Below are 22,573 nucleotides of genomic sequence, written 5' to 3'. Positions count from 1 at the left end.
CAGGCCCGGCGGCCGAGGGTCTGGGTCAGGCCAGGCCCTTCATGATCTCGCGCATGAGCTCGGCGGTCTCGGACGGGGTCTTGCCGACCTTCACGCCTGCGGCCTCGAGGGCCTCCTTCTTGGCCTGGGCGGTGCCCGAGGAACCGGAGACGATGGCGCCGGCGTGGCCCATGGTCTTGCCCTCCGGGGCGGTGAAGCCGGCGACGTAGCCGACCACCGGCTTGGTCACGTTGGCCTTGATGAACTCGGCGGCACGCTCCTCGGCGTCGCCGCCGATCTCGCCGATCATCACGATGGCCTTGGTGTCCGGGTCGGCCTCGAACGCCTCGAGGGCGTCGATGTGGGTGGTGCCGATGACCGGGTCGCCGCCGATGCCGATGGCGGTGGAGAAGCCGAAGTCGTTCAGCTCGAACATCATCTGGTAGGTCAGGGTGCCGGACTTGGACACCAGACCGATCGGGCCGGAGCCGGTGATGGTGGCCGGGGTGATGCCGGCCAGGGCCTCGCCCGGGGTGATGATGCCGGGGCAGTTCGGGCCGATGATGCGGGTCTTCGGCTTGCCGTCCTCACCGGTCTTGGACTGGGACAGGGCGAAGAACTCGGCGGAGTCCTGCACCGGGATGCCCTCGGTGATGACCACCAGCAGCGGGATCTCGGCCTCGATGGCCTCGATGGCGGCGTCCTTGGCGAAGGCCGGCGGCACGAAGGCCACGGACACGTCGGCGCCGGTCTTCTCCATGGCCTCCGTGACGGAGCCGAAGACCGGAAGCTCGACGGCGTTGCCGTCCTTGTCCTCGTGGGACACGGTGGTGCCGGCCTTGCGGGCGTTCACGCCGCCCACGATGTTGGTGCCGGCCTTGAGCATCAGGCGGGTGTGCTTGGTGCCCTCACCGCCGGTGATGCCCTGGACGATGACCTTGGAGTCCTTGTTCAGGTAGATGGACATGTCAGTCTTACCTCAGTCTTTCCGAGAAGCTCAGTTGGCGGCGTGGGCGAGCTCGGCGGCCTTGTCGGCGCCCTCGTCCATGGTGGCGGCCAGGGTCACGAGCGGGTGGTTCGCCTCATCGAGGATGCGGCGGCCCTCCTCCACGTTGTTGCCGTCCAGGCGCACGACCAGCGGCTTGGTGGCGGTGTCGCCCAGGATCTCCAGGGCCTTCACGATGCCGTTGGCGACGGCGTCGCAGGAGGTGATGCCGCCGAAGACGTTCACGAACACGGACTTGACCTGCTCGTCACCGAGGATGACGTCGAGGCCGTTGGCCATGACCTCGGCGTTCGCGCCGCCGCCGATGTCCAGGAAGTTGGCCGGCTTCACGCCGCCGTGGTTCTCCCCGGCGTAGGCGACGACGTCCAGGGTGGACATCACGAGGCCCGCGCCGTTGCCGATCACGCCGACCTGGCCGTCGAGCTTCACGTAGTTGAGGTCGTTCTCCTTGGCCTTGGCCTCGAGCGGGTCCTCGGTGCGCTCGTCCACGAGGGCGGCGTGGCCCTCCTGGCGGAAGCCGGCGTTGTCGTCCAGGGACACCTTGCCGTCCAGGGCGAGGATCTTGCCGTCGCCGGTCTTGACCAGCGGGTTCACCTCGACGAGGGTGGCGTCCTCCTTGTCGAACACGCCCCACAGCTTCTGGATGACGGCGGCGACCTCGGACTTCAGCTCCTCCGGGAAGCCGGCCTCGTCCACGATCTTCTGCGCGGTCTCGGCGTCGATGCCGGTCAGGGCGGAGACGGGCACCTTGGCGAGGGCCTCGGGGCGCTCCTCCGCCAGCTGCTCGATCTCCATGCCGCCCTCGACCGAGCACATGGCCAGGTAGGTGCGGTTGGCACGGTCCAGCAGCACGGAGAAGTAGTACTCCTCGGCGATGTCGGCGCCCTGGGCGATCATGACCTGGTGGACGGTGTGGCCCTTGATGTCCATGCCCAGGATGGCCTTGGCGTGCTCGTAGGCCTCGTCGGCGGTCTTGGCGACCTTCACGCCGCCGGCCTTGCCGCGGCCACCGACCTTCACCTGCGCCTTGACGACGGTCACGCCGCCGATCTTCTCAGCGGCCGCCTTGGCCTCTTCCGGGGTCTGCGCCACGATGCCGGCGAGCACGGGGACACCGTGCTTCTCGAACAGATCGCGCGCCTGGTACTCGTACAGGTCCACGGTTACGGAGTCCTTCTACGTCGAAGACAGTGGGCCCGGCGCGGCACAGGCGTGCCCGCCCGGGCGAACGTACCCCGCCGGCCCCGTCCCGCACGAGGACGGCGACGGCCGGCGGGCAACCGTTCCGAACCCACTCTAACCGAGAACCAGCCCCGCCATCACGGGCCAGGGTCCGCCTCCCGGCCGCTGGTCAGTCGACCTTCTCCAGCGGCGCGTACCGGAGCAGCAGGCGCTTCTGCGCGCCGGTCTCCGCGAAGGTCACGGTGGCCACCGTCTTGTCCCCCTCGCCGGAGACGCCGACGACCGCCCCCTCGCCGAACGTCGCGTGCCGCACCCGGTCCCCGGGAACCAGCTTCACGACCTCGCGCTGCGGGCTGACGCGCCTCGGCGCCTGGCCGCGGACGACGCCCGTCGGCACCGTGAGGTCCTTCGCCTCGTCTCCGCGGGTGAGGCGCTGCCGCACACGCGGCGCGGGGCCGTCGTCGTTCCTCCGGGTTCCGGAGCCGTAGGCGCCGGATCCGTACGAGGAGGCGCGGCCGGACGAGCCGCGCCCGGAACCGGTGGCCCCGGATCCGCCGAAGCGCTGGGCGTACCGGGAGGTGCCGGCTCCTGCCAGCGAGGTGATGGAGCCGAACTGCGCGCCACCGGGACGGACGGCGCCCTCACGCTCCCAGTCGATGAGGGCCTCGGGGATCTCGGCGAGGAACTGGCTCGGAGGGTTGTACTGGTGCTGGCCCCACAGCGAGCGGACCTCGGCACGGGTCACGTGCAGGCGCTCGCGGGCGCGGGTCAGGCCCACATAGGCCAGGCGGCGCTCCTCGGCCATCTCCTTCTCATCCGTCATGGAGCGCGAATGGGGGAAGACGCCGTGCTCCATGCCGGTCAGGAACACCACCGGGAACTCGAGGCCCTTGGCGGTGTGCAGGGTCATCAGGGTGACCTGACCCTGCTGCTCGGCGAGCGCCTCGCCCTCCACGTCCGGCGCGGCCGGCAGCTGGTCCGCGTCCGCCACGAGGGCGACCTGCTCGAGGAAGTCGGAGAGGGTGCCCTCCGGGTTCGAGGCGGAGAAGGAGCGCACCACGGCCACGAGCTCGCCGAGGTTGTCCGCGCGGGACTCGTCCTGCAGGTCCTCGGACTCACGCAGCGCGGCGAGCATGCCGGACTGCTCCAGCACGGCCTCGAGCACGGTGGCCGGGTCCGAGGTCTCCGCGACCTGGGCGAGGTCGTCCATCATCTGCACGAAGGCCCTGACGGCCTTGAGCGAGCGGGTCGCCATGCCGGGGGCGTTCTCCGCGTCCCGCAGGGCGGCGAAGAACGGGATGCGGTTGCGGTCCGCCCAGGCGGCCACGGCGCCCTCCGCGCGGTCTCCGATGCCGCGCTTGGGCTCGTTGAGGATGCGGCGGACGTTGATGTCGTCGTCCGGGTTCACGAGCGCCCGCAGGTAGGCCAGGGCGTCCTTGATCTCCTTGCGGTCGTAGAACCGCGTGCCGCCGATGACGCGGTACGGGATGCCACGGGTGACCAGACGCTCCTCGAGCGACCGGGACTGGGCGTTGGTGCGGTAGAAGACGGCGACGTCCTTGGGGCGGACGCCGTGCTCGTCCTGGAGCCGGTCGATCTGCGAGGCGATCCACTCGGCCTCCGCGGACTCGTTCTCCGCGGTGTAGCCGACGATCTTCTCGCCCGCCCCCTCGGCCGTCCACAGGGACTTGGGGCGGCGGTCCGCGTTGTTCGAGATCACCGCGTTGGCGGCGTCCAGGATGGTCTGCGTGGAGCGGTAGTTCTGCTCCAGCTTGATGGTGGCCGCGTCGGCGAAGTCCTCCTCGAACTCCACGATGTTGCGGATGTCCGCGCCGCGGAAGGCGTAGATCGACTGGTCCGAGTCGCCCACCACGGTCAGCTCGCCGCCCGGGGTCTGCACCCCGTCCGGGACGCCCGCCGGGCCGGCGAGCAGGCGGATCAGCCGGTACTGGGCGTGGTTGGTGTCCTGGTACTCGTCCACGAGAACGTGGCGGAACCGGCGGCGGTAGTTGTCCAGGATCGCCGGGAACGCCTCGAACATGTGCACGGTCATGCCGATGAGGTCGTCGAAGTCCAGGGCGTTCGCCTGGCGCAGGCGTGCGGTGTAGTCCGTGTAGACCGCGGAGACGGCCTGGCCCCACGGGTCGTTCTGGGCCACGGTGGCCGCGTAGTCGTCCGCCTCGGTCAGCTCGTTCTTCAGCGAGCTGATCTTGTTCAGGATGCCCTTGGGGTGGAACCGCTTCGGATCCAGGTCCTGTGCCTTGGCGATCTGGGTGACCAGGCGCAGCGAGTCCGCGGAGTCGTAGATGGTGAACGTGGACTTCAGCCCGATCGCCGAGGCCTCGTTGCGCAGGATGCGGACGGCCGAGGAGTGGAACGTGGAGATCCACATGCGCTGCGCCATGGGGCCGATCAGCCCGGTGATGCGCTCGCGCATCTCCGCGGCGGCCTTGTTGGTGAAGGTGATGGCCAGGACCTCGTGCGGGCGGGCATGGCCGGTGGCCAGCAGCCAGGCGATGCGATGCGTCAGCACGCGCGTCTTGCCCGAGCCCGCGCCTGCCACGATCAGCAGCGGCGAGCCGGTGTGCTGCACCGCGGCGGCCTGCTGAGGGTTCAGCCCCTCCACCAGCGACTCCGGCGACGGCGGCGCCACGGCTCCGCCTGCCGGCCCGCCTGTTGCGGGCGCTCCCACGCGGCGCCCGGCACCGGCCTCCGGGTCGAAGCCCGCCTCCGGATCGGCCTGCCGGGAGGTGACGGACGTCGGCACGAGTCCGGGCAGGGCGGTCTGCGGATCCGAAGATCCGGAACGGCGGTCAGGGCGGGCGGCACGGCCGAGGGCGGCGAAGAGGTCATCCATGGCGGATCCAGTCTAGTTCCGGGCACGGACGGGCTACCGGGGAGCGCGGCCGTCGTCGGGAAGCCGCCGGTTCCCGGGCCGAGCGGCGGTCACGGCCTACCCTGTAGGCCAGACGAATGCGCATGCTGAGTCCAGACCATCCCGAGCACGACCACGGAGCAGCCCCTCATGCCCCTGTCCGCCACGGCCAAGCCCAGGGTCTACTGGATGGACGCGGTCCGTGGACTGGCAGTCCTGCTCGTCGTGCTGACGCACTCGTACACGATGCCGCAGGTCCTCGGCGCAGAGTTCCAGTCCAAGACGCTGGCCGGGATCGTCCAGTTCTTCCATTCCTTCCGGATGCCGATCCTCCTGTTCCTCTCGGGAGTGCTCCTGGAACGTTCCGTGGCGAAGCCCCTCGGGGTCTACTACCGGGGCAAGGCCGAGAGGATCCTCTGGCCCTACCTGGTGTGGACCGCCCTGGTCGCCTTCGCCCTCGGCCGACCGCAGAGCCTGCTCAAGCCCGAGTTCTGGCTCGGTGGGAGGTGGCACCTCTGGTTCCTCTGGGTGCTGATCGCCTGCTACCTGATCGGCCCGATCACCCGCTGGATCCCCTCCTGGGCCGTCGCGGGCACGTTCGTCGCGCTGCTGCTGGTCCTCGAGGGCATCCCCAAGGACCTGCACCGCATCCTCTACTGGGGCGTGTTCTTCTTCCTCGGCGCCGCGTTCGGTCGTCTGCTCCCTCGCATCAAGGAGCTGCACTGGAGCCTGGTGCTCCTCTCCGGCGCCGCCACGGCCGTCGCGATCTGGGCCCACATGGACGGCCGCTACTCCATGGGCAGCGGCCACCCGGTCACCCTCCTCGCTGGCCTCGGCGGCATCGTCTTCGGGCTCTGGCTTGCCCAGCGCCTCCCGCGCCTGCCCTTCCTGGAGTTCTGCGGCCGCCGCTCGATCGTGCTCTACGTGGCACACCTGCCGGTGCTCATGGTGGCCTGCCGCCTGTGGGAGGACGTCGCGAGCATCCGGCCCATCGACTTCTACCTGTGGATGGCCTCGGCGACCTTCCTCATCCCGCTGCTGCTCGCCGCCGCCTACCCGTATGTCCGCTGGCTCTTCGAGTTCCCGACGGCGAAGACCCGCCCCATGCCGCCCCTGCCCTCCACCGGGGGCGGCCTGCTCCCCGTGCCGGGCAGCGCCCCGATACCCCGTCGCGCGACCTGACCACCTCACCGAACCGCCGACCCGGTGCCGGGCGCCCCGACGCACCCAAGGTGCGCGGCCGTCGTCGGGAAGCCGCCGACGACCTGGGATACTGGACCACCGGAGGTGTCCGTGTCCCAGAAGAAGAAGTCCCCGTCCGCCCACGGCGGCCGTCCCGCCACGCCCGCCGAGGCCCCGGAACGCGTCAGCCTGCGCGACCTGTCCCCGCGCAGGGACCTCGCCGAAGCCGGCGAGCGCGAAGGCAGCCCCGCGATGCCCGTGATCGCCCTGATCGGCACCACGCTGTTCATGGCCGGCTACTACCACCTGCTCGCGCTCGTCCAGATGGCGCAGCTCGCCGACGGCCTGACGATGCCGGACAACCGGTTCTTCGGCTACTCGGCCGCGGACGTGGCCGCGCTGGCCGCCGTCATGGACGACGCCGCGCTCGGGCAGCTGAACTGGGTGCACAAGACCGCGGGCGTGATCTTCCCGATCGCCGTGGCGCTCACCCTGATCGCCGTCGCCGCCTGGCGTCTGCGCCCGGCCGGCCCGAAGTGGGCGATGGTCGGCCTCGGCGCCGTGTTCGCAGCGGTGGACATCTGGGAGAACATCGCGATCGAGGCGGCTCTGCACGCCGGCGGCGACGGCACCGGACTCGCCTCCTCCCTCACCGTGGCCCGCTGGATCCTGCTGGCGCTGATCGTCCTGATCACGGTGGTCCTGCTGGTGTTCGGTGGCAGGGGCCGCGCACGCCGCTAGACTTGTCTGTCGGTGCCCGTGAGGGCGCCGCAGGCCCCAGTAGCTCAGCTGGATAGAGCGGCCCTCTCCTAAAGGGCAGGTCGCAGGTTCGAATCCTGTCTGGGGCACTGTACGAAGGCGGGCGGCCGTTCGTCCGGGATCTGGTTCCCGACGACGGCCGCCCGCCTTCTCGTGTCTGCTCTCCCGGCCGTGGGGCCGGCTCAGCCGTCCGCGCCCGGGGCGAACTGGGTGCGGTAGAGCTCGGCGTAGCGCCCGGAGGTCGCGAGAAGCTCGGTGTGGGTGCCGCGCTCGACGATCCGGCCGTCCTCCACCACGAGGATCTGGTCCGCGTCCCGCACGGTGGAGAGGCGGTGGGCGATCACCATGGCGGTGCGCCCGGCCAGGGCCTCGGCGAGGGCGTCCTGGATGGCCTTCTCGTTGGTGGAGTCCAGGGCGGCGGTGGCCTCGTCCAGAACGACCACGCGCGGGGAGGCCAGCAGCAGCCGGGCGATGGTCATGCGCTGACGTTCGCCGCCGGAGAGCCGGTAGCCGCGCTCGCCCACCACGGTGTCCAGGCCGTCCGGCAGGGCCTGGACCACCGGACGCAGTCGGGCCCGCTCCACGGCGTCCCAGACCTCCTCGTCCGTGGCGTCCGGGCGGGCCAGGGTGAGGTTCGCGCGGACGGTGTCATGGAACAGGTGCCCGTCCTGGGTCACCATGCCGACCGCCTTCTGCAGGTCCGTGAAGGACAGGTCCCGCACGTCCACTCCGCCGACCGTCACCGCGCCCGCGGAGACGTCGTAGAGGCGGGTGACGAGCGAGGCGATGGTGGACTTGCCGGCACCTGAGGAGCCCACCAGGGCCACCGTGGAGCCCGCGGGGACGTCCACGTCCAGGCCGTGCAGGACCTCCTGGCCGCCACGGGCGTCCAGGACCGCGACCTCCTCGAGCGAGGCGAGGGAGACGTCCTGGGCGGACGGATAGGCGAAGCGCACGCCGTCCAGGCGCAGGCCCAGCGGTCCGTCCGGGAGCGGGGTGGTCACGTTCTTCTGGCGGATGAGCGGCTGCAGGTCCAGGACCTCGAAGACGCGCTCGAAGGACACCAGCGCGGTCATGATCTCCACACGGGCCGAGGCCAGGGAGGTCAGCGGCGCGTAGAGGCGGGTGAGCAGCAGGGCCATGGTGACCACGTCTCCGGCGTCCAAGGTGCCGGCGATCGCCTGCAGGCCGCCCACGCCGTAGACCACGGCCAGGGCGAGCGCGGAGACCAGGGTGAGCAGCGTGGTGAACACGGACTGGCGCACGGAGATGGTGACGCCGGTGTCCCGGACCCGGCCGGCACGGCGGCCGAACTCCTCGGCCTCGGCCTTCGGGTCGCCCCAGAGCTTGATCAGGGTCGCCCCGGGAGCGGAGAACCGCTCGGTCATCTGGTCACCCATGGCGGCGTTGTGGCCGGCGCGCTCCCGCGTGAGGTCCGCCAGCTTCGCACCGACCCGGCGGGCCGGGACCATGAACAGCGGCAGCAGGATCAGCGCCAGGACGGTGATCTGCCACGAGGTGGAGAACATCACCGCGAGCGTCAGGGCCAGGGAGACCACGTTCGCCACCACGCCGGAGAGCGTGCGGGAGATGGCGGACTGGGCGCCGATCACGTCGTTGTTCAGACGGGAGACCAGGGCACCGGTGCGGGTGCGCTGGAAGAACGCCACCGGCATCCGCTGAACGTGCTCGAACACCCGGGTGCGCAGGTCGAAGATGACCTGCTCCCCCAATCCCGAGGACAGCCAGCGGGTCACGATGGACAGAGCGGCGTCTGCGAGCGCCACGGCGGCGATCAGCAGGGCCAGCCGGACCACGAGGTCCGCGTTCCCGTCCCCGGTGATGGCGTTGACCACGTCACCGGCGAGCACCGGCGAGGCCACGCCGAGGACGGCCGAGACCACGGAGAGCAGCAGGAAGAGCACAAGCTTGCCCTTGTACTGCGCGGCGAACCCCAGGGTTCTTCTGACCGTGCCCGGCTTGAGGCTGGTCTGCTGCGGCGCTCCCCCGTGGGACATCCGCATCATCGACATCCGCGCGGCTCGCTCCATGCTCATCCGACCACCGCTCCTCTCCTCGTGCCTGCCCCGGGGGCGCGCGGCCGACGCCGCAGGCCGTCCCATCGTAGGGACGACGAAGGCGCGCATTCGGCGGGAATGCGCGCCTTCGTGGCGTTTTCAGCTATGGGCATGCCTCGTTCCGCTGCGGGCGCAGCGGAGTCAGTCGAGGACCGAGCCGCGGGCGCCGCCGATCACGGGCCGACGTAGGTGTAGTAGCCCGAGACCGGCATCCAGGAAACCGGGTGCAGCAAGGTGCCGCGGGACGGGTTCAGCGCGGAGATCATCATGCCGTCGCCGACGTAGATGCCCACGTGACCGCCGCCGCGCTGGAAGACAAGGTCGCCCGGCTGCGGGTTGGAGGTCGGAGCGGTGTTGGCCGAGGCGCGGATGGCCGAGGTCTGCGACGGGATGGACATGCCGGCCTGGGCGTAGGCCCACGCAGCGAAGCCGGAGCAGTCCCAACCGCCCGGAACCTTGCCGCCGTAGACGTAGCGACCGCCGATGCCGGAATAGGCGGCCTCGACGGCACCCGAGAGGTTCTTGCCCGAGGACGGGGCCGGGTCCGTGGCCGGAGTCGGGGCGGGCTGCTGCTCACGGGCCTCACGGGCCTGGCGCTCGGCCTCGGCACGCTCAGCGGCCTCACGCTCGGCAGCCTCCTGGGCAGCCTGACGCTCGGCGGCTTCCTGGGCAGCCTGACGCTCGGCGGCCTCCTGAGCAGCCTGGCGCTCGGCAGCCTCGGCAGCCTCCTGGGCAGCCTGACGCTCAGCAGCCTCCTGGGCGGCCTGACGCTCAGCGGCCTCCTGGGCAGCCTGACGCTCGGCAGCCTCGGCAGCTTCCTGCGCAGCCTGACGCTCGGCAGCCTCCTGTGCGGCCTGACGCTCAGCGGCCTCCTGCGCGGCCTGACGTTCGGCGGCTTCCTGGGCAGCCTCACGCTCAGCGGCCTCCTGGGCAGCCTCATGAGCCGCCTGACGCTCAGCAGCCTCCTGAGCCGCCTGACGCTCAGCGGCCTCCTGGGCAGCCTGACGCTCGGCAGCCTCGGCGGCCTCCTGAGCCGCCTGACGCTCAGCGGCTTCCTGAGCCGCCTGACGCTCGGCAGCCTCGGCGGCCTCCTGAGCCGCCTGACGCTCAGCAGCCTCCTGCGCGGCCTGACGCTCAGCAGCCTCCTGCGCGGCCTGACGCTCAGCAGCCTCCTGAGCCGCCTGACGCTCAGCAGCCTCCTGCGCGGCCTGACGCTCAGCAGCCTCCCGGGCGGCCTCACGCTCAGCGGCCTCCTGCGCGGCCTCACGCTCAGCGGCCTCGGCAGCCTCCTCAGCGGCCTGGCGCTCGGCAGCCTCCTCAGCGGCCTGGAGCTCAGCGGCCTGCTCAGCACGCTGGGCGGCGGCGCGCTCGGCGGCGGCCTCCTTCGCCGCCTCCTGGGCGGCAACCTTTTCGCGCCAGCGCTGCTCGGCGGCAGCCTGCTTCTCCGCCTCCGCCTTCTCGGCAGCGGCCTTCTCCTGCGCAGCCTTCTCAGCTGCGATCTTCTTCGCGGCAGCCTTCTTGGCGGCAACCTTCTTGGCGGCTGCCCTTTCCTGAGAGGCCTTGTCAGCTGCGGCCTTCTCCTGCGCAGCCTTCTCAGCGGCAGCCTTCTCAGCGGCGGCCTCCTGGGCCGCCTCCTCCTGGGCCGCCTTGTCCTGCGCAGCCTTCTTCGCAGCGGCCTTCTTCTTCGCGGCTGCCTTCTTGGCGGCCTCCGCCTTCTTCTTCTGGAGCTCAGCCTTCTTCTGGGCGGCGGCCTTCTCCGCGGCCTCGGCGTCCACGGAGGCCTGACGCTCCACCTGCGCGCTGCGTTCGACCTCGACCTTGGCCTCCTCGGCCATGACGTTGTCCTCGCCCTTGCCGATCTGTCCCTGAGCGACGCCGCCGGCCACCACCAGGCCGCCGGCGAGGACGGCCACGGTCGCCTTGGTTGCAGTGCGGCCGGAACGCTTTGCATTGCGCGAGTGCCGGTTGTCAGTCACGGTGATCCTCTTCCGAGCATGTCCGTGTGCGATCCCTGCGCTCCCTGCAGAGCCTCCGACCATGGCGGTTGCCGTCGAAACGAGTGACTCCCCGCTGTCCACTCGGAGGACGCACACGGTGTGGACACGGGGCGCCCGGACCGACTCCTGCATCCGGGCACCGGCTCAGGCTACACACAAGGTCACAGGAATGTCACGCGTTCATCACGAAACGTCGCATCCCTTTCCATCGGTCAGACATGATCGCCCCATGTCAGGAGCAATCATGAGAAATAACGACCGATCGGTCCCCCGTGACGCAGACCGTGACCGATCATCACGGTCGAGACCGAGTCGCAGCTGGAACACCCCCGTCCGCGACTCCGGAGTCTCAGGCTCTGCACCGCTGAGCTGCCGCCCTTCAGGCTCCGGTGGCGATCCGCACGTGGGCGGCGGTCTCGCGGCCCAGCTCCAAGGCAGGGGCGCCCTCTACGTCCACGGCCTGCACACGCAGGTACTCCGGGTCTGACGTCTCACTGACCTCCAGCACCACGCCCGGTCGAATGTGGGCCCGGAACAGCTCCTCGAGCAGCTCCGCATCCGCTTGCACCGCCTCGGCAAGACTGGCGACGGTCGCCCGACCTCCAGCGGCGTCCACAAGAGACATGGAGGACAGCCCCATGCTCGAGCTCCATTCGGCGGCGGACTGACGGTCCGGCCGCGGCGGGATCGGGGTGCCGTACGGGGTGGTGTCGGGGTCGTCGAGGATCTCGAGCAGACGCTGCTCGACCTGGTCGCTCATGACGTGCTCCCAGCGGCAGGCCTCGTCGTGGACATAGGCCCAGTCCAGGCCGATGACGTCGGCCAGCAGGCGCTCGGCGAGCCGGTGCTTGCGCAACACCGCCACGGCCCGTTCACGACCCTGCTCGGAGAGCTGCAGACGCCGGTCCTCGCCCACATGCACGAGCCCGTCGCGCTCCATGCGGCCGACGGTCTGGGACACGGTGGGTCCGGAGTGTTCGAGGCGTTCGACGATGCGGGCGCGCAGCGGCGGGATGCCCTCCTCCTCGAGCTCGAGGATGGTGCGCAGGTACATCTCCGTGGTGTCGATCAGATCGGTCATCCGCCGTCGCCCTTCTCAACTCGTTGCCACCGCGTCCGGACTGCGTCTCGGCGCCGCCCCAGTCTAGCGAGCGCTGCCCGTCTGCGCGTCGTCACGTTCACCACGCCCCCGGCGGGCCGGAGCACAATGGCCTGATGCACGTGCCCCGCGCACCGTGCACTCTCCCCTCCCGGCTCCCCAGGCAAGAGAAGACGAGGTGTCCCGCCGTGGCCATGGATCCGTCCGCCATCACCCTGCCCGCCCACCTGCTCCCCGCCGACGGCCGCTTCGGCGCCGGCCCGTCCAAGGTCCGCGCCGAACAGGTCGAGGCGCTCGTCGCCGCAGGCCCGAAGCTGCTCGGCACCTCGCACCGGCAGGCCCCGGTGAAGAACCTGGTCCGCAGCGTCCGCGAGGGCGTCTCCACCCTGTTCTCCGCACCGGAGGGCTATGAGGTCGTGCTGGGTGTCGGCGGCTCCACCGCCTTCTGGGACGCCGCGAGCTTCGGCCTGGTCCGATCGAAGGCCCAACACCTGAGCTTCGGCGAGTTCGGTTCCAAGTTCGCCCGGGCGACGGACAACGCCCCGTTCCTGGAATCCTCGGACATCCGCACCGCGGAGCCGGGCACGCGTCCCGCCCCGGAGGCGGTGGCCGGTGTGGACGTGTACGCGTGGCCGCACAACGAGACCTCCACCGGTGTCTTCGCTCCGGTCGTCCGCCCCGAAGGAGCCGACGCGGACTCCCTCGTGGTCGTGGACGCCACCTCCGCCGCGGGCGGACTGACCGTGGACATGGCCGAGGCCGACGTCTACTACTTCGCGCCGCAGAAGAACTTCGCTTCGGACGGCGGCCTGTGGCTGGCTCTGTTCTCTCCGAAGGCCCTGGACCGGGTGCAGGAGATCAAGGGCTCGGGCCGGTGGATCCCGGAGTTCCTGGACCTGTCCATCGCCGTGGACAACTCGGTCAAGGACCAGACCTACAACACCCCGGCGCTGGCCACCCTCGTCATGCTGGACGAGCAGCTGAAGTGGATGAACGGCAACGGTGGACTGGAGTTCACCACGTCCCGCACCGCGGAGTCGGCCTCCCGGGTCTACGCGTGGGCCGAAGCCTCGGGCGTCGCAACCCCGTTCGTGCAGAACCCGGACGAGCGCTCGAACGTCATCTGCACCGTGGACTTCGACGACGCCGTGGACGCCGCCGCGATCGCCAAGGTGCTGCGCGCCAACGGCGTGGTGGATGTGGAACCGTACCGCAAGCTCGGCCGCAACCAGCTGCGCATCGCGACCTTCGCCGCCATCGAGCCGGACGACGTGTCCGCCCTGCTCGGCTGCATCGACCACGTGGTCGGTCAGCTCGCCTGAGTCGGTTCCTCCAAAGCCTCCTCGGCCTCCGATGCCTCGGCGTCGGAGGCCGAGCCCGTCTCCGGGGCCGCTTCAGTGCCGGCAGGGGCCTTCTCATCGGCGAGCTTCTGGGCACCGTCGTCCTTCGCGGCCGTCTCCTCGTCGTCGCTCTCGGCTGCGCGGTTCGGGTCGCGCCCCTCGGCGACCGCCTTCATGCGCTCGCGCTCCTCCTCGGAGACGCGGTCCGCGTAGGGCACCCAGGCCGGGGCGACGATCGAGTCCTCGCCGGCTGCCAGGCCGACCTCGCACACGGTGACGAGCTTCGAACGCGGCGCGCGGGCGACGGTGGCATACCACTGCCAGCCACGGTAGCCGGGCAGCTTCGCGTCCCAGCGGTGGGTCATGAGGCGGTCGTCGTCCACGGTGGCGCCGCGATGCTCGCCGATCTGCTCGTCCTCGGCCAGACCGGCCAGGCCGGCCCGTGCGGTGTGGATGGCCTCGGCGAGGACCTCGTCACGGCGCGGGGCCCTGCGACGGGCCGGTTTCTTCACCGGATTGTCAGCCGCCTTCTGGTGTGCGGCACTCTCCCCGGCGGCCTTCTCCTCGGCCACCTGCCCGTTCTGCGGCACCTCATCTGTCACGGTCTGCTCGGTCACGGCTCAGGCCTCCAGGTCGTCGGCGACGCGGCGCAGGACCTGCGCCATCTTCTCGGCATGGGCGCGCTGCGGGTACCTGCCGCGGCGCAGACCGTTGGACGTCTGGTCGAGCCACCTGATGAGGTCCTCCATGAGCATCGCCATCTCGTCCGGCTTGGGACGGTGATTGCGCACGGAGGAGGGCCCGGACTCCAGCACGCGCAGCGAGAGCGCCTGCAGGCCGCGGCGGCCCTCGGCGATGCCGAACTCGACGCGGGTGCCCGCGCGCAGCTCCTTCACCCCGGCCGGCAGCGCGGAGGAGGGCACGTGCACCTCCTCGCCGCTGTCCGCCTGTGCGAAGCCGAATCCCTTGGCGGCGTCGTAGAACTTGATGCGTCCGGTGGGCATCGGATCACTTCCCTGCTTCAGTCGTCGTGGCGTCCCACTGCGGCTCCGGCACCGCCGAGTCCTCCGGCGTGCACGGTGGCCGTCGTGCCGGGAGCGGGCGGGGTCCAACACACCGGCGCGGCGAGGCCGCGGCATCGGTGGGACCGTTCCTGCCGGGGAGGGCTCCCGTTGACGAGGGGACGTGTCTTCTCTGACGGCTCAGGATACCCGCTCGGCCTACCATGGGCGGCATGTCCTCCACCCCTGCGCAGCACGACTCCCCCGCCCGCCCGACCGACCGCTCCGGCTCGACGCTGCTGACCGGCGTCCTGGTCGTCGGCGTGCTGCTCACCGCGGTCTCCCTGATCGCCCTCGTGTGGCTGCTGGTCGGCTACTTCGCCGGCGCTCCGAGCCATGCCGCCCTGTACGGGCTCTCCCTGTTCGGCATGCCTGCCGGCTTCGCCCTGCTTCTGCTCTACGTCATCCTCGCGGCGATCCGCCGCTCCCGCCTCTGACCGGCGATGCCCGACGCCACCCGGCCCGGCGACCGGGGCGCCCCGCCCCGGGAGCGCAGGCGACCGTCGTCGCAGGCCTCCCACAAATCCCGTGGCAGACCCGCAGGCGACGTGCAGACAACCCCCAGGTTCCGGGGCCACACTGGACGCATGCAGAACAAGAACCCCGAAGCCCGCCTCCTCGTCGTGGACGATGAGTCGAACATCCGCGAGCTGCTCTCCACCTCCCTGCGGTTCGCCGGCTTCGACGTCGTCGCCGCTGAGAACGGGCACGACGCCCTCGCGGCCGCCGAGGAATTCCAGCCGGACCTGGCCGTGCTGGACGTGATGCTCCCGGACATGGACGGCTTCACCGTCACCCGCCGCCTGCGCGCAGCCGGCCGCCACTTCCCGGTCGTCTTCCTCACCGCCCGCGACGGCACCGAGGACAAGGTCACCGGCCTGACCGTCGGCGGCGACGACTACGTCACCAAGCCCTTCTCCCTCGACGAGGTGGTGGCCCGCATCCGCGCCGTGCTGCGCCGCACTGCTCCCGCCGAGGACGACGCCGCCGTGCTGCGTGTGGACGACCTCGAACTGGATGACGACGCGCACGAGGTCCGCCGCGGCGGCGACGTGGTGGACCTGTCCCCCACCGAGTTCAAGCTGCTGCGCTACCTGATGATGAACCCCAACCGCGTGCTCTCGAAGGCCCAGATCCTCGACCACGTCTGGGAGTACGACTTCAACGGCGACGCCTCGATCGTCGAGTCCTACATCTCCTACCTGCGCCGCAAGATCGACGTCGGCGACCGCGAGCGCATGATCCACACCAAGCGCGGTGTGGGCTACATGCTGCGCACCGCGGACAAGCGCTGAGGCGCATGACCGGCCTCAGCGCCGCGAGAGGCCCCGGGATCCGCCCGTGGGCCTCGTTGCGCTACACGTGGAAGAACTCCTCGCTGCGCAGCAAGCTCATCGTGCTCATCACCGCACTGATGCTGCTCACGGTGGCCCTCACCGCGCTGTTCACGGCCACACTCTTCCGCAACGAGCTCGTCCGCCAGCTGGACGAGGACCTGCAGTCCAACCGTGACAACGTCTCCATCTACCTGACGTCGGTGGGCCAGTCCGGCGGCTACTACACGCCGCCGCACTCCATCCTGCGCTTCTACGGCGAGCTCTGGGACAACGAGGGCAACCAGCTGGTCAGCACCCCGGTGGCCGCGGACATGGACGGCCCCCGCCTGGACGCCCTCACCGAGCAGCAGGTCACCCAGCGCGGCTCGGAGGCTTTCGAAGTCCCCGGCAGCACCGAGAACTCCGACGGCTGGCGCGTCCGCCTGTACCGCCTCCGCAGCGGTGAGGGCACCGTGGCGGTCGCTCTGCCCCTGCGCACCGTGACCTCCTCCGTGGAGCGCGTGACCACGCTCGTGGTGACGATCGGCCTGATCTCCACCGCCGGCGCGGTGATCCTCGCGAACATGGGGGTGCGCCGCGCCTTCCGTCCGCTCAACCGCGTGGAGCGGACTGCCTCCATGATCGCCGCAGGCGACCTCTCACAGCGTGTGGAGAACGCGCCCCCGGACACCGAGGTCGGCCGCCTCTCCCGTTCGCTCAACGCGATGCTCGCGCACATCGAGTCCGCGTTCCGGGACAAGGAGCAGTCCGAGTCCACCATGCGCCGGTTCGTGCAGGACGCCTCCCACGAGCTGCGCACCCCGCTGGTCACCATCCGTGGCTTCTCCGAGCTCTACCGACACGGCGGCATCACGAAGGAGGAGGACGTGGCCGCGGCCATGGGCCGCATCGAGTCCGAGGCCACCCGCATGCACCAGCTGGTGGAGGACCTGCTGACACTGGCCCGGCTGGACGAGCAGCGCGCCCTGGAGTCGCAGCCGCTGGACCTGCAGATGCTCGCGATGGACGCCGTGCTGGATGCGAAGGTCAACGCCCCGGACCGCGAGGTCACCATGGTGGGCCTGGACGGGGGCCGCGCCACCTCCGCCACCGTGTACGGCGACGAGGGCCGCATCCGCCAGGTCGTCGTGAACCTGATGACCAACGCGCTGCGCTACACGCCGGCCGGCACGCCGATCGAGATCGCCGTGGGCACCGTGGACGTGCTGCCCGGCTCCACCGACGCCTCGGGACGCCAGGTCAAGGGTGCCCGCGACTCGGTCATCGAGATCCGGGACCACGGCCACGGCGTGTCCGAGGAGGAAGCGAACCGCATCTTCGAGCGCTTCTACCGTGCGGACAGCTCCCGCCACCGCGAGACCGGCGGCACGGGTCTGGGACTGGCGATCGTCGCCGCGATCGTCGCGCAGCACGACGGCTCTGTGCGACTGCGTGAGACCGAGGGCGGCGGCGCCACCTTCTCGGTGCACCTTCCTTGGTCCTACGTGGAGGACGCCTTCGACGACGAGGACGACGACTTCGAGCCAGACGAGGTGCTCGAGCAGGACGACCCCTCCTCCACAGGCGACCGAACCGCCTGATCCGTCCACAGCAGCAGGACCCGGCCGAGCGCCCGGGTCCCTCCTTCTGTCAGCGTGGTGGTCACGGCGGCACCCCGCCGCCGGAGACGAGACGCAAGGAGACTGTCATGACCGTCGTCCAGATCGACATTGAGGACCTGTTCGCCAAGAGCGCCGCCGTGGAGGGCTCGATCGGCCGGCTGCAGGCCGAGGTCAACGCCATGGAGGCCAACCTCCGCCAGCTGCAGGACACCTGGCGCGGCCAGGCGTCCACGAACTTCCAGACCGTGCTCACCGAGTGGCGCGGCACCCAGGCCCGCGTGGAGGAGGCCCTGGCCGGCATCCGCCGTGCCATGGACCAGGCCGGTGCCCAGTACTCCGAGGCAGAGCAGGCGAACGCCGCGATGTTCCGCTTCTGAGCAGACGGCCGACGGGCGGGTCTAAGGTGGCCTCCATGGCCGTCTACATTGACCCGCCCGTCTGGCCCGCGCATGGGACGGTGTTCTCCCACCTGGTCTCGGACGCCAGCCTCGAGGAGCTGCACGCCTTCGCCGAGGCCACAGGGATCACCCGACGGGCGTTCGACCTGGACCACTACGACGTGCCTGCTCACCGATACGACGAGCTGATCGCCGCGGGGGCCGTGCCGGTCAGCGGACGGGACCTGACCCGGCGGCTGGCCCGCTCCGGCCTGCGGGTGCCCTCGCGGCGCCGGCCGAAGCGTCGGGATCCCATGCTCCTGCGGCGATGGGCGAATCTCTTCGCCACCGGGCCGGCCGCCGACCCCGCCGCGGTCGGGGAGCTCGGCCGAGACCTGCTGGCCCGGTGGAGCCAGCCGCACCGCCACTACCACGCTCCGGACCACCTGTTGGCGGTCCTCGAGGCCGTGGACCGGCTGCGCACGGACGGCGAGGAGCTCGGTCCGCACCCCCGTGCCGTGCCGCTGGCGGCGTGGTTCCATGACGCCGTCTACGACGCCGACCCGTCCCGCCCCGCCGGTCAGGACGAGGAGGATTCCGCCCGTCTGGCCGAGGACCTGCTCTCCGCACCGCGGCTGGCCGTGCCGGACGCGGAGATCGCCGAGACCGCCCGCTTGGTGCGGCTCACAGCCCGCCACCGGCCGGACGAAGAGGACTCCGCGGGCGCCGCACTCTCGGACGCGGACCTCGAGGTCCTGGGCCGAGACCCGGAGGCCTACGACGCCTACGTGGCCCTCGTTCGAAAGGACTTCGCCCACGTGGCCGAACCCGACTGGCGCCGCGGACGCTCCGCCGTTCTGGACGACCTGCTGGCGACAGAACGGCTGTACACGACGGCGAGCGGCCGTCGTCGTTGGGAGCAGGCGGCACGGGCCAACCTGACCCGGGAGCGCGACCTGCTGCGCTGAGGCACCGCTCCTGCCGCTTCGCCGCCCCGGCTGGGAAGCCGCCCACCTGGCTGACCGGCAATGTCTCCAGACATGCGACGAGGCCCGGCCCCCTGTGAGGGGACCGGGCCTCGCCTGCGTCGGTCGACCCGGCTGCGGGCCGGGTCAGGCGTCAGCAGGCGGTCACATCATGCCGCCCATGCCGCCCATCGGGTCCATGCCGGCGTCGGCGCCCGGGGCGGCCTTCTCCGGCTTGTCGGCCACGACGGCCTCGGTGGTGAGGAAGAGGCCGGCGATGGAGGCGGCGTTCTGCAGGGCAGAGCGGGTCACCTTCACCGGGTCGTTGATGCCTGCGGCCAGCAGGTCCTCGTACTCGCCGGTGGCGGCGTTGAGGCCGTTGCCCTCCGGGAGGTCCTTGACCTTGTCCGCCACAACGCCCGGCTCCAGGCCGGCGTTGAGGGCGATCTGCTTCAGCGGGGCCTCGATGGCGACCTTCACGATGTTCGCGCCGGTGGCCTCGTCGTCCTCGAGCTGCAGGCCGTCGAAGACCTTGGCGCCGGCCTGGATCAGGGCCACGCCGCCACCGGCGACGATGCCCTCATCCACGGCCGCCTTGGCGTTGCGGACGGCGTCCTCGATGCGGTGCTTGCGCTCCTTGAGCTCCACCTCGGTGGCGGCACCGGCCTTGATGACGGCCACGCCGCCGGCCAGCTTCGCGAGGCGCTCCTGCAGCTTCTCACGGTCGTAGTCCGAGTCGGTGTTCTCGATCTCGGAGCGGATCTGGGAGACGCGACCGGCGATCTGGTCGGCGTCGCCGGCACCCTCAACGATGGTGGTCTCGTCCTTGGTGACGACGACCTTGCGGGCCTGGCCCAGCATGTCCAGGGTCGCGGTCTCCAGGGACAGGCCGACCTCCGAGGAGATGACCTGGCCGCCGGTGAGGATCGCGATGTCGGCCAGCATGGCCTTGCGGCGGTCGCCGAAGCCCGGGGCCTTCACGGCGACGGACTTGAAGGTGCCGCGGATCTTGTTGACCACGAGGGTGGCCAGGGCCTCGCCCTCGACGTCCTCGGCGATGATCAGCAGCGGCTTGCCGGACTGCATGACCTTCTCCAGGACGGACACCATGTCCTTCACGGTGGAGATCTTGGAGTTGACGATCAGGATGTACGGGTCCTCGAGGACGGTCTCCTGGCGGTCCGCGTCGGTGACGAAGTAGCCGGAGATGTAGCCCTTGTCGAAGCGCATGCCCTCGGTGAGTTCGAGCTCGAGGCCGAAGGTGTTGGACTCCTCGACGGTGATGACGCCCTCCTTGCCGACCTTGTCCAGGGCCTCGGCGATGAGGGAGCCGATCTGCTCGTCGGCGGCGGAGATCGACGCGGTGGCGGCGATCTGCTCCTTGGTCTCGATCTCGCGGGCGGCGCCCAGGAGCTCGGAGGTGACGGCCTCGACGGCCTTCTCGATGCCCCGCTTCAGGGCCATCGGATCGGCACCGGCGGCCACGTTGCGCAGGCCCTCACGGACCAGGGCCTGGGCCAGCACGGTGGCGGTGGTGGTGCCGTCGCCGGCCACGTCGTCGGTCTTCTTGGCGACCTCCTTGACGAGCTCGGCGCCGATCTTCTCGTATGCGTCCTCGAGCTCGATCTCCTTGGCGATGGAGACGCCGTCGTTGGTGATGGTGGGCGCGCCCCACTTCTTCTCCAGCACGACGTTGCGGCCGCGGGGGCCCAGGGTCACCTTCACGGCGTCGGCCAGGGTGTTCAGCCCCTTCTCCAGGCCGCGGCGTGCCTCTTCGTCAAATGCGATGGTCTTGGCCATGTCTGCATGTCCTTTCTGGACGGCTGCGTTCTCAGCGGTCGGTGACCTGTGCAGTGCCCGCGACGGACGGCGTCCCACCGGGAGCGCCTCACCGCTGTCAGGTCCTGCTCCGCATGCGCCCTGGTCTGCCGCGGGACGCGGCTGGCAGTCGGCACACCGGAGTGCTAAAGCCATTATGAGCACTCTCGCTCGGTGAGTGCAAAAGGTCCGCTGACGGCGCAACAGCGCCCCGCCTGCCCGCCGGAGAGCGGGTGGACGGGGCGCCGGAGGAGATCCGCGGCGGCCGGGGCGGCGCGGGGATCAGGCGTCGGTCACTTAAACATGACCGCCGCGACGCCGTTCAGCTTCAGGTTGGGGGTCTGGTACGCCGGGATGCCCAGCTCCTTGGCGACCGCCTCGGCGGTGCCCTTGAACGTGGACTGGTTGTACAGCACCGCAGAGCTGCTCAGGCCGTAGCCGTTCCAGTTCTCCGCCGTCACGTTGGTGAAGCCGGCCTTCTCCAGCCGGTCGGCGTAGCCGGCGGCGAGCTTGTTGACGCGGGTGGCGTTGTAGACGACCACGCGGTTCTTCTTGACCGACGCCTCCGCCTTCTTGGACGCCTCCGCCTTCTTGGATGCCTCCGCCTTCTTAGACGCCTCGGCCTTCTTCGACGCCTCGGCCTTCTTCGACGCCTCGGCCTTCTTCGACGCCTCGGCCTTCTTCGACGCCTCGGCCTTCTTGGACGCCTCAGCCTTCTTCGACGCCTCGGCCTTCTTGGACGCCTCAGCCTTCTTCGACGCTTCCGCCTTCTTCGATGCCTCGGCCTCGCGGGCCTCGGCGGCCTTGCGGGATTCCTCTGCGGCACGCGAGGCGGCGGCGCGGGACTCGTCGGCCTGCTTCGACGCCTCCGCCTTACGGGACTCCTCAGCCTGCTTCGACGCCTCCGCCCTGCGAGACTCCTCGGCGGCAGCGGCAGCGGCGGCGGCCTTCTCTGACGCGGCGGCAGCCTCGCGGGACTCCTCAGCCTGCTTCGACGCCTCCGCCCTGCGGGACTCCTCAGCCTTCTTCGATTCCTCGGCCTGCTTGGATTCCTCGGCGGCCTTGTCGGATTCGGCAGCCTCGCGGGACTCCTCAGCCTGCTTCGACTCCTCCGCCTTACGGGACTCCTCAGCCCCCTTCGACGCCTCCGCCTTCTTCGACTCCTCGGCGTCCTCGGACTTCTTCGCTTCGTCCGTCTCGGAGGCGGCCGTGCCCTCGCGCTCGTCGTCACCAGAGGCGGAGGCGGCATCGTCGGACGCAGTGGCGGTCACGGACGCGGTGGCGTCGGCGGTGGTGGAGTCGTCCCCGCGCTGGAGGAACGGAAGGGCAACGCCCACGAACAGACCCACCAAGATGGCGGCCACGGCGATGAGCAGAAACGGACGGCCACTGGCACCGGCGGCCGCCGCCCCCTCGAAGTGGTCGCGGTGGGCGCCGCGCTGGTCCGTGTACTCGGGGACGTCGTCGAAGCGATCTGGCGTGTAGGCCATCGTGAATCAGGTCTCCTGGGCGACAGTGGGGGAAGTAGGGGCGGCCGGTCGGGCAGGTCGTCCGGCACGTCGACGGGTCCCTCGCCTGCGGCGAAGCCGCTGAACGAGGAGGGGCCTGCAGGCGAGCGCGGCCTCCCGGTCCAGCAGGCCGTTCAACATCTGATAGTAGGCGGTGGGGGTCAGTCCCAATCGTTCGCGGATGGCCTGGTCCTTGGCCCCCGGGTACCGCCAGCGCAGGTCCTCGAGTTCGAGCACCTCCCGCTCCAGCGGGGTGAGCTCGTCTCGTGGGGTCGTCGGCATGCCCCACATGGTACGTTCCCCCGCCCCCACCTCGGCGGACGTGTCACCGTGGCGCGGCACACGTCCGGCCCGTCCCGCCCGCCGGACGGCGGCCCGCCGCAGGCGAGCGCAGAGCGCGTCCGGATAG

At 70.6% G+C, this 22,573-nt stretch carries 19 protein-coding genes and 1 tRNA gene; 9 read left to right on the top strand and 11 right to left on the bottom strand.

Annotation, left to right across the window (positions count from 1 at the left end; translation table 11 throughout):
• Positions 1 to 25: 25 nt before the first annotated feature.
• The 3 genes from sucD to pcrA all read right to left on the bottom strand — a co-directional run bounded on the left by sucD (position 26) and on the right by pcrA (position 5,024).
• Positions 26 to 946 carry a succinate--CoA ligase subunit alpha gene (gene sucD / locus CEQ11_RS03825; protein WP_070638665.1) on the bottom strand — a complete coding sequence of 307 codons (921 nt, stop codon included), beginning with the start codon at positions 944 to 946 and terminating at the stop codon, positions 26 to 28.
• A 30-nt stretch (positions 947 to 976) separates the two neighbouring features.
• The gene (sucC, locus tag CEQ11_RS03820) at positions 977 to 2,146 is read right to left on the bottom strand and encodes an ADP-forming succinate--CoA ligase subunit beta (RefSeq protein ID WP_067190441.1); all 1,170 of its coding nucleotides are present in this window, start codon (positions 2,144 to 2,146) and stop codon (positions 977 to 979) included.
• 190 nt (positions 2,147 to 2,336) lie between these two features.
• A complete protein-coding gene (gene pcrA / locus CEQ11_RS03815; protein WP_088477792.1) occupies positions 2,337 to 5,024 on the bottom strand; it encodes a DNA helicase PcrA in 2,688 nt (895 codons plus the stop codon).
• Positions 5,025 to 5,192: 168 nt separating this feature from the next.
• Here pcrA and CEQ11_RS03810 point away from each other — a divergent pair, with 168 nt between their 5' ends.
• From CEQ11_RS03810 to CEQ11_RS03800, 3 genes are all read left to right on the top strand, one after another.
• A complete protein-coding gene (locus tag CEQ11_RS03810) occupies positions 5,193 to 6,224 on the top strand; it encodes an acyltransferase family protein (protein WP_088477791.1) in 1,032 nt (343 codons plus the stop codon).
• A gap of 111 nt (positions 6,225 to 6,335) precedes the next feature.
• Entirely contained in the window at positions 6,336 to 6,965 is a 630-nt protein-coding gene (locus CEQ11_RS03805; protein WP_067190881.1) for a hypothetical protein, read from the top strand.
• 33 nt (positions 6,966 to 6,998) lie between these two features.
• Positions 6,999 to 7,072 (top strand) — tRNA-Arg (locus CEQ11_RS03800).
• A 93-nt stretch (positions 7,073 to 7,165) separates the two neighbouring features.
• Here CEQ11_RS03800 and CEQ11_RS03795 read toward each other — a convergent pair.
• The 3 genes from CEQ11_RS03795 to CEQ11_RS03785 all read right to left on the bottom strand — a co-directional run bounded on the left by CEQ11_RS03795 (position 7,166) and on the right by CEQ11_RS03785 (position 12,139).
• The gene (locus tag CEQ11_RS03795) at positions 7,166 to 9,040 is read right to left on the bottom strand and encodes an ABC transporter ATP-binding protein (RefSeq protein ID WP_088477790.1); all 1,875 of its coding nucleotides are present in this window, start codon (positions 9,038 to 9,040) and stop codon (positions 7,166 to 7,168) included.
• 194 nt (positions 9,041 to 9,234) lie between these two features.
• Positions 9,235 to 11,037 carry a C40 family peptidase gene (locus tag CEQ11_RS13425; protein ID WP_088477789.1) on the bottom strand — a complete coding sequence of 601 codons (1,803 nt, stop codon included), beginning with the start codon at positions 11,035 to 11,037 and terminating at the stop codon, positions 9,235 to 9,237.
• 400 nt (positions 11,038 to 11,437) lie between these two features.
• Positions 11,438 to 12,139, bottom strand: coding sequence for a metal-dependent transcriptional regulator (locus CEQ11_RS03785; protein WP_088477788.1), 702 nt, complete (start codon positions 12,137 to 12,139; stop codon positions 11,438 to 11,440).
• A gap of 212 nt (positions 12,140 to 12,351) precedes the next feature.
• On the opposite strand from CEQ11_RS03785, the gene serC reads away from it, so the two are divergent.
• Positions 12,352 to 13,479, top strand: coding sequence for a phosphoserine transaminase (serC, locus tag CEQ11_RS03780; RefSeq protein WP_088478885.1), 1,128 nt, complete (start codon positions 12,352 to 12,354; stop codon positions 13,477 to 13,479).
• Here the strand turns inward: serC and CEQ11_RS03775 are convergent.
• Entirely contained in the window at positions 13,467 to 14,114 is a 648-nt protein-coding gene (locus CEQ11_RS03775; RefSeq protein ID WP_227718724.1) for a DUF3027 domain-containing protein, read from the bottom strand. The two genes, serC and CEQ11_RS03775, sit on opposite strands and share 13 nt — an antisense overlap.
• A gap of 3 nt (positions 14,115 to 14,117) precedes the next feature.
• On the bottom strand, positions 14,118 to 14,501 hold the full coding sequence (locus CEQ11_RS03770; RefSeq protein WP_088477787.1) for a cold-shock protein: 384 nt from the start codon (positions 14,499 to 14,501) through the stop codon (positions 14,118 to 14,120).
• Positions 14,502 to 14,731: 230 nt separating this feature from the next.
• On the opposite strand from CEQ11_RS03770, the gene CEQ11_RS03765 reads away from it, so the two are divergent.
• The 5 genes from CEQ11_RS03765 (at position 14,732) to CEQ11_RS03745 (ending at position 18,841) form a co-directional block, all read left to right on the top strand.
• Positions 14,732 to 14,995, top strand: coding sequence for a hypothetical protein (locus CEQ11_RS03765; protein ID WP_227718723.1), 264 nt, complete (start codon positions 14,732 to 14,734; stop codon positions 14,993 to 14,995).
• Between the two features lie 150 nt (positions 14,996 to 15,145).
• A complete protein-coding gene (locus CEQ11_RS03760) occupies positions 15,146 to 15,853 on the top strand; it encodes a response regulator transcription factor (RefSeq protein ID WP_067190858.1) in 708 nt (235 codons plus the stop codon).
• Between the two features lie 5 nt (positions 15,854 to 15,858).
• Positions 15,859 to 17,475, top strand: a complete 1,617-nt coding sequence (locus CEQ11_RS03755; RefSeq protein ID WP_088477785.1) for a cell wall metabolism sensor histidine kinase WalK — start codon at positions 15,859 to 15,861, stop codon at positions 17,473 to 17,475.
• Between the two features lie 107 nt (positions 17,476 to 17,582).
• Positions 17,583 to 17,873: a WXG100 family type VII secretion target gene (locus CEQ11_RS03750; protein ID WP_067190862.1), complete on the top strand. Its 291-nt coding sequence runs from the start codon at positions 17,583 to 17,585 to the stop codon at positions 17,871 to 17,873.
• A gap of 35 nt (positions 17,874 to 17,908) precedes the next feature.
• Positions 17,909 to 18,841 (top strand): DUF4031 domain-containing protein, encoded by a 933-nt coding sequence (locus tag CEQ11_RS03745; protein WP_088477784.1) that lies wholly within the window; start codon positions 17,909 to 17,911, stop codon positions 18,839 to 18,841.
• A 162-nt stretch (positions 18,842 to 19,003) separates the two neighbouring features.
• Here the strand turns inward: CEQ11_RS03745 and groL are convergent, their stop codons facing one another.
• The 3 genes from groL to CEQ11_RS03730 all read right to left on the bottom strand — a co-directional run bounded on the left by groL (position 19,004) and on the right by CEQ11_RS03730 (position 22,446).
• Positions 19,004 to 20,638: a chaperonin GroEL gene (gene groL / locus CEQ11_RS03740; protein WP_088477783.1), complete on the bottom strand. Its 1,635-nt coding sequence runs from the start codon at positions 20,636 to 20,638 to the stop codon at positions 19,004 to 19,006.
• 311 nt (positions 20,639 to 20,949) lie between these two features.
• A complete protein-coding gene (locus tag CEQ11_RS03735; protein WP_088477782.1) occupies positions 20,950 to 22,146 on the bottom strand; it encodes a LytR C-terminal domain-containing protein in 1,197 nt (398 codons plus the stop codon).
• A gap of 6 nt (positions 22,147 to 22,152) precedes the next feature.
• Complete coding sequence (locus CEQ11_RS03730) at positions 22,153 to 22,446, bottom strand: DUF3263 domain-containing protein (RefSeq protein ID WP_227718722.1); 294 nt, start codon at positions 22,444 to 22,446, stop codon at positions 22,153 to 22,155.
• Positions 22,447 to 22,573 lie beyond the last annotated feature (127 nt).

Origin of the sequence: Micrococcus sp. FDAARGOS_333 (genome assembly GCF_002206575.2) — a bacterium.
GTDB lineage: Bacteria > Actinomycetota > Actinomycetes > Actinomycetales > Micrococcaceae > Micrococcus > Micrococcus lylae.
This window is presented reverse-complemented; position numbering and strand designations above follow the sequence as displayed.